The organism is Oceanobacillus rekensis (assembly GCF_002153375.1).
GTDB classification, from domain to species: Bacteria; Bacillota; Bacilli; order Bacillales; family Amphibacillaceae; genus Oceanobacillus; species Oceanobacillus rekensis.
On sequence record NZ_MTBQ01000011.1, the window covers coordinates 63943 to 74562 of the forward strand.

A 10620-nucleotide genomic window follows, 5' to 3' on the forward strand; every position below is an offset into this window, starting at 1 on the left:
AATCAGTTCTCCAATGTATATAAATGTTTCTTTGTTGATCTATTGTTACAATCACTTAATTATTACATCATCTATAAATTACTTAGGCTGTTTTCTAAATGATTGGGTAGTCGCAAATATAACGAAAATGCGATTATTAAAAAACCACACAGATATTCGTTTACGAATATCTGTGTGGTTTCTTCTTTTTTCAATATTATTTACATATCGCATTCAAAATAAAGGGTCAATTTTTCTCTAATTCTTCAACTAATAGTGAAAGCTCTTCCCATCGTTCCATCTTCGCTTCTAATGCCGCTTCTGTTTCCTGCTGTTTTGTGAAATACTTTTGTACCTGTTCAGAATCACTGCCAGCGTCAATAATTTGTTGCCCTAGCTCTTCTACTTGTTCTTCCAGTTCCATGATTTGCTCTTCGATATTTTCCCATTCGCGCTGATCGTTATAAGAAAGCTTTTTCTTTTGTTTCTTCGGTCTTTCCGAGGATTTTTCTGATTTAACCTTTGCCTGACTACTTTCACTTTGCTGCCGTTTTTCCAAGTATTCACTGTAATTACCGAAGAAAAGATTTGTTTTACCTTGACCGGTAAAGACAAGCAGGCGGTCTACGACACGATCCAAAAAGTAACGATCATGGGAAACCGTAATCACAACGCCTGGAAAGTGATCCAAGTATTCCTCGAGTACACTTAATGTTTGTGTATCCAAATCATTGGTTGGCTCATCAAGGAAGAGTACATTCGGTTCGGTCATTAATACTTTCAGTAAATATAGTCTTCGCCTCTCTCCACCAGAAAGCTTTCGGATATATGTCCATTGTTCGGCACGGGAAAACAGGAATCGCTCCAGCATTTGCTCAGCTGTGATAACTTGACCATCCTTTGTATGAATAACTTCTGCTACTTCTTTAATATAGTCAATAATGCGCATATTTGAGTCCAGTTCTTCATCACCTTGTGTGTAATAGCCGATCTTTACGGTCTCCCCTATTTCCAATACACCATCGTCCGGCTCCATACGTTTTGCCATTATATTCAACAAAGTAGTTTTTCCTGAACCATTGGCACCAATAATTCCAAGTCGTTCATCAGGAACAACCAAATGGCTGAAATCATCGAGAAGAACGTTTTCATCATACGATTTATTTACATTTGTAAGCTCGATAACTTTTTTACCTAGTCTAGTGGATCCGACTTGAAAATCAAGCGATTCGTTTTTCGTATCGAAGGACTCCTTTTTCATTTCATCCACACGATCAATTCTTGCCTTTTGTTTGGTTGATCTTGCTTTTGCACCACGTCTAAGCCAAGCTAGTTCCCGTTTTAATGTATTTCGATGTTTTTGTTCACTGCTAACTTCCAGTGCTTCTCTTTCCGCTTTTTTCTCGAGAAAGATTTCGTAATTTCCTTCATATATATACAAGTTCCCCTTATCAAGCTCATAGATTCGATTGGTAACACGGTTAAGGAAATAGCGATCATGAGTTACCAAAAGCAGTGAACCTTTATAGGATTGCAAATATTTTTCCAGCCATTCAACTGTTTCATTATCCAAGTGGTTTGTCGGCTCATCCAGAATTAAAAGATCTGCGGGCTGAATCAGGGCCTTGGCAATCGCAACCCTCTTCTTCTGCCCACCAGAAAGTTCAGTAATCCTTTTCCCAAAACCTGTAATACCAAGTTTAGTCAGCACTGTTTTCGCCGCAGTATTCGCCTCCCAGGCTTCTTCCGCATCCATTTTCTGCTGCAACTTCATCAACCGAGCTTGATAATCGGGATTTTCGGCATCTTCCTGAAGTTTAAGTAATGCCGCTTCATAGGCACGCATCAGTTTCATAATTGCCGAATCTCCATAATAAATTTGCTCGATAACCGTTAAGTCGGGATCTAACACAGGCTCTTGTGCCAGGTACTCGATATGATAATCTTTTGGATGTTTAATTACGCCCTGCTCTGGTGATTCCAATCCTGAGATAACTTTTAGGAAGCTTGATTTCCCGGTTCCATTTACACCGATTAAACCAATTCTCTCCTTTCCTGCAATGGTACAGGTTACATGATTAAAAAGGATTTTCTCACCGTACGATTTATATAAATTTTCAATTGTAAGCATCATTAAACCTTCCTCACGCTAAATTTTTCATTAATTCTTTTTACCCGATCGATTTTTTATTAGTGCCTTAACAACAATAACAATTAAAAATAACAGCCATGATGTAACGATATAGAAAATTATTTTACTTACATCATTCATCTCTGAAAAGAAAGATAACATCCCCAGCCACACCATTGCCACAATACCTAGTTGTGCAAGTAAAAGTTTGATTGTAATCCCCTCCGCTCCAAAAAATTCCCTACCTTACAGTTTATCTTAATGTCAAATAATTTTCCATATAAAAAGCCGGGAAGCATGGTTCACTTCCCGACTCTATTTATATTAGGATCTTTACGTAAACTTTGGGACTTCGATACTCGTCCCTCCGAAAATTTTTTTTGCTCCTTTAACCTTCAGTAGTTTCTATAAAATACGAAGTAACTGCTAGTTGGTAAATTTAAGTAAGTGCTTTTCCGCCGTCCGGGATAGCTCCGGACTGGGAAATATACGTAGACTCCAGCCGCCCTAAGGTGCGCGAAGTATATTTCCCAGAACGGTCGCAAAAGTTGCTTACCTTAGTTCTCAGTTTATCTCAGCTAGGGCTACGTTACAGATAGCAACAATTTCTGCAAAAAAACCTTACATTACTAATTCTCAATCATTTTTATCATATTTGCCATTTCAATTGCAGTTACTGCTGAGTCTGCACCTTTATTGCCTGCTTTTGTTCCCGCACGCTCTATTGCTTGTTCGATTGTCTCCGTAGTTAAAACGCCAAAAATGACAGGTTTTCCAGTTTGCATTGCTGCATTGGAAACTCCTTTTGCTGCTTCATTACATACATAGTCGAAATGAGGAGTTGATCCACGTATAACTGTGCCTAATGTAATGACAGCATCGTACTTATTGTTAGATGCCATTTTATTTGCGATTAACGGAAGTTCAAATGCTCCTGGGACCCAGGCAGTGTCGATATTTTCTTCTGCTACACCATGTCTTTTCAATGTATCCAGTGCCCCATCCAGTAATTTACCTGTAATGAATTCATTAAACCTTGCCACTACAATTCCAATTTTTAAATCTGTTCCTACTACATTTCCTACAAATGTTTTCCCCATTTATTCCATCTCCTCATTCTAAAAGTTACTCAAAAAGTTATATTTTTAGTTACTATGAATTAGTTTTTCTTGTTTTTTTCGATACGCAATTAAATCTGCAATTGTAATTAATTTAAGATTAAATTTTTCTGCCATTTCTTTTAATTCCGGCAATCGTGCCATCGTTCCGTCTTCATTAATAATTTCGCAAATAACGCCTGACGGAAATCCATCACTTAAGATTGCTAAATCAACTGCCGCCTCTGTATGACCTGGGCGAGTCAGTACCCCGCCATCTTTTGCGACAAGCGGAAATACATGTCCAGGGCGTTTGAAGTCGGCTTTACCTGTTCCTGGACTTGTTAAAGCTATTATTGTTTCTGATCTTTCCTTTGCACTAATTCCAGTTGTCGTATTTATGTGATCAATGGACACTGTAAACGCTGTTCCAAGTGGATCTGTACTGTTATCAACCATCATCGGAAGGCCGATTTTTTCAGCAAGGCTTTTTTGAATTGGTGTACAGACGAGTCCTTTTCCATGTGTAATCATAAAATTAATAACTTCAGGTGTTGCCTTTTCAGAGAGGGCTATAAAATCACCTTCATTTTCTCTATTTTCATCATCTACTACAATAACTGCTTTTCCGGCTTTCAAATCAGTTATGGCATCGTCGATTGTATGAATCATTTGCCATCCACCTCCATTTACATGAAACCATTCGTTTCAAGAAATTTTTCGTTTATTTTTTCACCATGGTCTGTTTGCTGGCCATGAAGCATGTTTTGAACATACTTTGCTAACATGTCACACTCAATATTTACAATGTCACCCTTACCTTTACCACCAAGAACAGTTTCAGTGACCGTGTGTGGTATCAATGAAATGGTAAAAATATTCTTGTTGACGCCAAATAGTGTCAAACTTGTTCCATCAACTGTAATAGATCCTTTATGCATTAAAAAGTGGGCCAGCTCTTCAGGAATCTGAATATCATAATATATCGCATTTTCCTGCTGCTTTTTTTCTAAAATTACTCCTATACCATCCACATGGCCGGAAACAAAATGACCCCCAAACCTTCCATTTGCAGCCATTGCTCGTTCCAAATTCACTTTTGATCCTGGCTTCAACATTTGTAATGAGGTTGATTTGATTGTTTCGGGCATCGCATCAACTTGAAAATTATTCTTGGAAAAGGTTGTTACCGTTAAGCATATCCCGTTTACCGAAATGCTATCTCCAATATTCACGTCTTTAATTACTTTTTCAGCTTTTATTGTCAGCTGCACAGCTTGTTCAGATACTTGTTGCATCTTTTCTATTGTTCCCATTTCCTCGACAATCCCCGTAAACATTTACATCTTCCTTTTCTATTTAGACTTTTATCAGAGTAATCAAAAGCTTAAAGCTAGGTTAGCGACGTATGGACTGCGCCCCACAGGACGTGGTTTGGTTCGACGTTGGGACTCCGATTACTCGCCCCATCAAAAGACCTGCCACGTGATGTGGTCGTTTTGTCGAACATTCCTCCGGCGGAGATAAAGGAAACACAGTGAACGAAAGTAAACTGATGTTGACTTATCTCGTCATGAGGTGAGGGAAGTCCAATACGCTTAAGTGCTGGAGCTGGACGTCCATTAGAAAAAGCCCCTGAAATGGCTTCAGAGGCTTTAAGTTAGAATTTTAATATACATGTACCTGAAATAACACTACCACGTACTTGCACGATTGCAGAGTTGCAAAGTTGTACAAAAATACAGCAGCTAAAATCAAGTTACATGTCTAAAATCCCTTCTCTCATCCAGACTTTAACTGTCGGTTCTGGAGTTTCACCAGATCCACCGCTTGGTTTAAAAAACCGCACGGGTCACGGACTTTGAAGCAATGCTTCATCACCGCCGATTGGGAATTTCACCCGACCCCGAAGGAATATTGCGTATTAAGTTTTTTTACAGTATAACATAATCTATAATAAAATACATGCATTTATCTCACGTTATTCCAATTTTTCATATTCTGCAACCATTTGTTCATAATCTAATGCACCATATTGCTTGTGACGGATTACCCCTTTGGAATCAATCATATACGTTGTTGGAATTGGACTGATCCTGTACAAAGTGGAAACTTCTCCTACTTCATCCATCAAAATGGGAAACGTTAATCCAAGTTCTTCAGCGAACTCCGTCACCTTATTTTTACTTGTCTCCATATTCGTTATATTTATGGCAAGGACAACCGCATCCTTATCCTTGTAGAATTTTTGCATATCTGGCATTTCTTCCCTGCATGGCGGACACCAGGTAGCCCAAAAATTCAGCATGACCCGTTGGCCTTCGTAATCCGAAAGCTTAACCGTTTCACCTGTCATTGTTATCAATTCAAAATCTGGTGCTTTATTGCCAATCTCTGTCCCTTCTACAGCCGCAAAAACACTACCTGCTGCAGAAATAAATATACCCATAAATAGTGTTAAAAAAAGTAATTTCTTCATATGAAACCTCCACTGAAATTGATTATATTTAGTTTTCCATAGTTGTATCTTTACATTCAACATATACTAAATTTGTTATAATTAAATTAGACAATGCGTAAATTACGTTATCGCCCATTCTATTCTTATTTTGCACGTAAAGGAGTTTACTATGAAATTACAAAAAGGAAAACATAATTGTATGATCGATGTCCAAGATGTCAAAGTAGGACATGTTACATTATACGAAAAAGTCGATGAAGAAAATACAATATGTACAGGAGTAACCGCTATTCTCCCTCATTCCGGAAATTTATTTAAGCAAAAGCTTCATGTTGGAAGTTCTGTCATCAATGGGTTCGGTAAAACAGCAGGACTTGTACAAATAGAAGAACTCGGATTATTAGAATCACCGATTATGTTAACGAATACATTCAGCGTTGGTTCTGTTAAGCAAGGTGCATTAACATATATGCTGGAACATAATGAAGAGATTGGAGATACAACTGGAACGATTAATATTGTTGTCGGTGAATGTAATGATGGCTTTTTAAATAGTATTCGTCTCCAGGCGATAACACCTGATCATGCAATCGAAGCAATTCATAATGCCACGACCCATCCTGTTGAAGAAGGTGCTGTTGGTGCTGGAAAAGGGATGCAATGTTTTGGGTATAAAGGCGGAATTGGCACTGCTTCTCGCGTTGTTCTAGCGGAGGAGAAGGAATACACGGTTGGTTGCCTTGTTTTAAGTAATTTCGGAAAAAGTGATCACGCATTATTTGCAGATTGGAAGAAGGAAAATCAAGATACACCTGATGGCTCCATCATGATGATAGTTGCCACCGATGCACCGCTTTACGACCGTCAATTAAATCGTATCGCTAAGCGTTGTGCAGCAGGACTGGCACGAACTGGTAGCAATATCGACCATGGCAGCGGCGATATTGCGATTGCCTTTTCTACAGCAAACAAGCATGTTCATCACTCCAATTCAGTTGTGGATACTCTAACCTTTGTTCGCGATGATCATCCTGTCATGAATCAACTATTTCAGGCTGTGGTCGAATCGACAGAAGAAGCAATTATTAGTTCATTGAAACATGCCGAAACAACAGAGGGTAGAAAAGGAAGAGTTTTGGAGAAAGCTCCATTGTAAAAGGTGGACAGCATTGACTGTCCACCTTTTCATATTTTTATCTCGACTTAGCCAAAAATGATTGTGGTACATCCGCTTTAAATAACATGAGCTGGTTTGTTGTTGGATGGTTGAAAGATAACACTTTTGCATGTAGACCAAGTCGTCCGATTGCATTCCGCTGCTTGGAACCATATTTCTTGTCTCCTACAACAGGGTAACCAAGGTCCTGCATATGAACGCGAATTTGATTTTTGCGTCCTGTTTCCAGTTGAACTTCAAGTAAAGAGAAATCTTCATTGGATTGGATCCGTTTATAATGTGTGATTGCATGCAATCCATCATTTTCGGTTTGGCTGGAATACATCAAATGCGTTTTGCTTTCCCTTAACCAGGATGATATATAGCCTTTTTCTTTTGGTACTTGGCCTTCCACTAGTGCTGCATACGTACGCTCTTTGACAATCTCTTTCCAGTTGTCCTGCATTTTTCGTTTCACCTGTTCACTTTTGGCAAACATCATTACTCCGGACGTATCTTTATCCAAGCGATGAACAACAAAGACTCTATTGTCATGGTCTTCTTTTTTAACATATTCCATTAATTGATGAAGTGCAGTCTGTTTCTTTTCTTTCTCGGTTGCAATCGATAACAAGCCTGCTTCCTTATTGATGACAATAATATCCTCATCTTCATGAAGGATGGACATACCAATTAATACGTCTTGTTTGATGGCGGCTTTATTCTTTAAAATCGTAACCGTCTGTCCGGGACGTAGCATGTAATTATACTTCGTTTCAATATGGTCATCAATCGTTACTTGTCCCCTCGCCAAAATGGACTTCACAGAATTACGGCTCCGATTGGACAATACCTTCAGTAAAAATTCCAATAACTCTGCAGGTTCTTTTACTTCATAGTTTAGTGACTTTGCTTCTTTTCTATAATTTGAGATTTTGTTTTTTGACATAGTGATTAGCTCCTTAAGCTTCAATAAAAAATGTTAAGACTAAGCCGAATAACGTACAGCTCAACCTTAACATTAAATGGTATATATTATAAATGCAAATCTAAATCGAATTCTAATCCTCGTCCTTTACATCGATATCCTCAGGGATTGGAACGCTCAGGTATTCATCAATCATCAATCGATATTTTTCAACTTGTTCGAAGTGGGTTGTGAATTGTTCCTGATTGATAAGGTATTGTTCACCATCATGGATTGCACGAATGCGTCCCTGTAGTACAAAAACAGATACTTTCTTTTCATCCATGGATAGATATTCTGCTGTTTCCTGAACAGTAAGGTACATACGCTCAGCACCTTTCTATATGAATTAAAGGTCCAAAACTATTATTTACTTAAAACATCATGGTATTCTTCATTTTTTTGAATTTTTTCTTTTGCATATGGACATAGAGGTAAGATTTTCTTTCCTTCTTCTCTAGCATATAGCACTACGTTTTCTACTAATTGTCCCGCGACACCTTGGCCACGAAGGTCACTTGATACATAGGTATGGTCGATGACTAATCTTTCTTCTCCAGATTCCACAAATGTAATCTCTGCTAATGGATTTTGTATGTTCTCTCCTACATAGAATTTATTTGCACCTTTGTTAATAGTAGTCACATTATTCCTCCTAATAATGAAGCATTATCTAATCATTATACTCCTTTTATCATGCCAAGAAAATGGAAAATTGTACAAATGGCAATATAAAACTAGATTAAGTCGTTTTATATCACTTTAAAACTTAACATTAGCTTAATATTTCCCTGCTATAATTAATTAGGAGTAGTTCAAATAGACTAATAATAAAGAAGGAGTAAATTGATATATGAAACAACTTTTTAGGAATACTATCTCAAAAGCTACCTTACGTAATAGATTATTAACTCTTTTTATATCTTTAATTGTAATATCTATCGTTTTGGTCGGAACAGTTACATACATACAGGCAAAAAACTTAACCATGAACACCGTTGAAGATAGATTAAATCGAGAGACAGAATTAATAGGATACATAGCGGAAAATCTTCACTTTCTATATGTGAGTGATTACGACTATTATATGCAACAGCTTAATGCCAATATCCGCACCCAGCAGAATGAGCTTGAAGAGGATGGAATTCAATCTCAATTCTTTTACATAGCAGATAATAATGCAATTCCATTTACAGCCAGTGAAGATGCCTTACCTACCATTTCAGATCGGTTGGTAACTGAAATTTCAGAGAAGGAGAATGGCCAATTCACCAAAGAAATAAATGGTGAACCGTATACCATATCCTTCCAGCAAATGGAGGAAATTGGTGGTATCTACGTATTACTTGTTCCGAACGATTCATTTATGGCACCTATAACAAGTATGGGGTATTTCATCATCTCCATTATTATCGCAAGTATTGTTATTTCTACTATTTTGATTACTTTATTCGTGCGAACATTAACGAAGCCACTCACTATATTGCGTAATACGATGCGGCAGGTGCGTGAAGGAAACTTACAACCGGCACCTAAACCTAAGACTACCTTGCCGGAAATTATTTCACTACATAAAAGCTATAATGCCATGATTCATCAAATGCGGACAATGTTGAACGAGCTAAACAATACAACGATTGAATTAGATCAAACTGGTGAAGATTTGAAGCTATCATCTGATAGCGCCCTTCAATCCAGCCATGATCTAACCGAAGCGATTAATGTCGTTAAACTGGGTGCAGAACAGACTGCGAGCAGTTCTGAAAATAGCGTATCCAGTTCCTTTGCTATGAAAAACAAAACGGAAATTATGATGAAAAATATGGATAATGTCTTTGCAAAGTCAAAAAGTATGAGCCTTTCTGCAACGAATGGTGAAAAGAATATCACAAACTTAATCACGACCATTAAAGAATTTGAAAAAGACTTCAACCATTTAACAAAAACTATACAACAAGTAAACGAGTATGCTTTATCAATCTCAAAGCTGGTTGGATTAATTGAAGGCATTGCAAAACAAACCAAACTGTTATCACTTAATGCGTCCATCGAGGCGGCTCGTGCCGGGGAGGCTGGGAAAGGATTTTCGGTCGTAGCCAATGAAGTTGGTAAGCTTGCAGAACAGTCGAACGCAGCAGCAAATGAAATAACGATTGCGATTGAAAATATGGAAGAAATAACAAATCATGCAACAATAGAATTTAAACAAATGCATGAGAAGACAAATTCTAATTTAACGATGGCAAATGATTCTAAGGCATCCTTTGATATATTAATGCAGGAGATTACCGGAACGAATAACCAGCTTTTAGAGACACAAGGAGAATTACTGGAATTAAAAGAAGAGCTTCCTAAACTCGAACGTTCAGCAGAAGATTTTGCTTCCATCTCTCAGGAAACTTTAGCAAGTTCAGAAGAAATGCTAATCAGCAGTGAACATCAATATAAGCAAACGGAAAATACGCATACTATTGGATTAAAGCTTATAGACATTTCAAGTTCTTTATCTACGATTGCGAAACAATTTAAAGTTGAAAAACTGAATTAATAAGTTAAATAGCATACCAATCCTTATAGTGATTGCTTTTAACATTAAAAATCACATAAATTAACATACCGCTACTAGTATTGAGAACGAATAAGAGCTTCTCCTCTCTGTTCGGTCGTTCATACCCTTGATGAGTGACCGAATGATGGGTCCCCTCCTTTGTTCGGTCGTTCATACCCTTGATGAGTGACCGAATGATGGGTCCTCTCCTTTGTTCGGTCGTTCATACCCTTGATGAGTGACCGAATGATGGGTCCTCTCCTTTGTTCGGTCGTTCATAC

The 10620-nt window shown here is 37.8% G+C and carries 9 protein-coding genes, 1 pseudogene and 1 riboswitch; of the genes and pseudogenes, 2 read left to right on the forward strand and 8 right to left on the reverse strand.

Translation table 11 applies throughout. The features are described from left to right. Nucleotides 1-226: 226 nt before the first annotated feature. The 5 genes and pseudogenes from BV906_RS18910 to BV906_RS18935 all read right to left on the reverse strand — a co-directional run bounded on the left by BV906_RS18910 (nucleotide 227) and on the right by BV906_RS18935 (nucleotide 5686). Nucleotides 227-2110, reverse strand: a complete 1884-nt coding sequence (locus BV906_RS18910) for an ABC-F family ATP-binding cassette domain-containing protein (RefSeq protein WP_087975179.1) — start codon at nucleotides 2108-2110, stop codon at nucleotides 227-229. 629 nt (nucleotides 2111-2739) lie between these two features. Then, nucleotides 2740-3210 carry a 6,7-dimethyl-8-ribityllumazine synthase gene (ribH, locus tag BV906_RS18920; protein ID WP_087975181.1) on the reverse strand — a complete coding sequence of 157 codons (471 nt, stop codon included), beginning with the start codon at nucleotides 3208-3210 and terminating at the stop codon, nucleotides 2740-2742. A 57-nt stretch (nucleotides 3211-3267) separates the two neighbouring features. Next, a pseudogene (gene ribB, locus BV906_RS18925) lies at nucleotides 3268-3879 on the reverse strand (3,4-dihydroxy-2-butanone-4-phosphate synthase); the annotation flags it as partial. 17 nt (nucleotides 3880-3896) lie between these two features. After that, on the reverse strand, nucleotides 3897-4547 hold the full coding sequence (ribE, locus tag BV906_RS18930; RefSeq protein ID WP_087975183.1) for a riboflavin synthase: 651 nt from the start codon (nucleotides 4545-4547) through the stop codon (nucleotides 3897-3899). A gap of 430 nt (nucleotides 4548-4977) precedes the next feature. Further along, a riboswitch (FMN riboswitch) is annotated at nucleotides 4978-5125 on the reverse strand. Between the two features lie 63 nt (nucleotides 5126-5188). Continuing rightward, nucleotides 5189-5686, reverse strand: a complete 498-nt coding sequence (locus BV906_RS18935; protein ID WP_087975184.1) for a peroxiredoxin family protein — start codon at nucleotides 5684-5686, stop codon at nucleotides 5189-5191. Nucleotides 5687-5837: 151 nt separating this feature from the next. Between BV906_RS18935 and BV906_RS18940 the strand changes: the two genes are divergently transcribed. Further along, entirely contained in the window at nucleotides 5838-6824 is a 987-nt protein-coding gene (locus tag BV906_RS18940) for a DmpA family aminopeptidase (RefSeq protein ID WP_087975185.1), read from the forward strand. Between the two features lie 37 nt (nucleotides 6825-6861). On the opposite strand, the gene BV906_RS18945 is transcribed toward BV906_RS18940, so the two are convergent. The 3 genes from BV906_RS18945 to BV906_RS18955 form a co-directional block, all read right to left on the reverse strand. Beyond that, nucleotides 6862-7773 carry an RluA family pseudouridine synthase gene (locus tag BV906_RS18945; protein WP_087975186.1) on the reverse strand — a complete coding sequence of 304 codons (912 nt, stop codon included), beginning with the start codon at nucleotides 7771-7773 and terminating at the stop codon, nucleotides 6862-6864. Between the two features lie 112 nt (nucleotides 7774-7885). Then, entirely contained in the window at nucleotides 7886-8116 is a 231-nt protein-coding gene (locus BV906_RS18950) for an excisionase family DNA-binding protein (RefSeq protein ID WP_087975187.1), read from the reverse strand. 41 nt (nucleotides 8117-8157) lie between these two features. Then, entirely contained in the window at nucleotides 8158-8436 is a 279-nt protein-coding gene (locus BV906_RS18955; RefSeq protein WP_087975188.1) for a GNAT family N-acetyltransferase, read from the reverse strand. Nucleotides 8437-8644: 208 nt separating this feature from the next. Here BV906_RS18955 and BV906_RS18960 point away from each other — a divergent pair, with 208 nt between their 5' ends. Further along, nucleotides 8645-10339, forward strand: coding sequence for a methyl-accepting chemotaxis protein (locus BV906_RS18960; RefSeq protein WP_087975189.1), 1695 nt, complete (start codon nucleotides 8645-8647; stop codon nucleotides 10337-10339). The last annotated feature ends 281 nt before the right edge of the window (nucleotides 10340-10620 follow it).

Excerpts from the sequence above, each read along its gene's own strand:
- BV906_RS18910 (WP_087975179.1), bottom strand. The coding sequence starts at position 2,110 with ATGCTTACAATTGAAAATTTATATAAATCGTACGGTGAGAAAATCCTT.
- ribH (WP_087975181.1), bottom strand. The coding sequence starts at position 3,210 with ATGGGGAAAACATTTGTAGGAAATGTAGTAGGAACAGATTTAAAAATT.
- ribE (WP_087975183.1), bottom strand. The coding sequence starts at position 4,547 with ATGTTTACGGGGATTGTCGAGGAAATGGGAACAATAGAAAAGATGCAA.
- BV906_RS18935 (WP_087975184.1), bottom strand. The coding sequence starts at position 5,686 with ATGAAGAAATTACTTTTTTTAACACTATTTATGGGTATATTTATTTCT.
- BV906_RS18940 (WP_087975185.1), top strand. The coding sequence starts at position 5,838 with ATGAAATTACAAAAAGGAAAACATAATTGTATGATCGATGTCCAAGAT.
- BV906_RS18945 (WP_087975186.1), bottom strand. The coding sequence starts at position 7,773 with ATGTCAAAAAACAAAATCTCAAATTATAGAAAAGAAGCAAAGTCACTA.
- BV906_RS18950 (WP_087975187.1), bottom strand. The coding sequence starts at position 8,116 with ATGTACCTTACTGTTCAGGAAACAGCAGAATATCTATCCATGGATGAA.
- BV906_RS18960 (WP_087975189.1), top strand. The coding sequence starts at position 8,645 with ATGAAACAACTTTTTAGGAATACTATCTCAAAAGCTACCTTACGTAAT.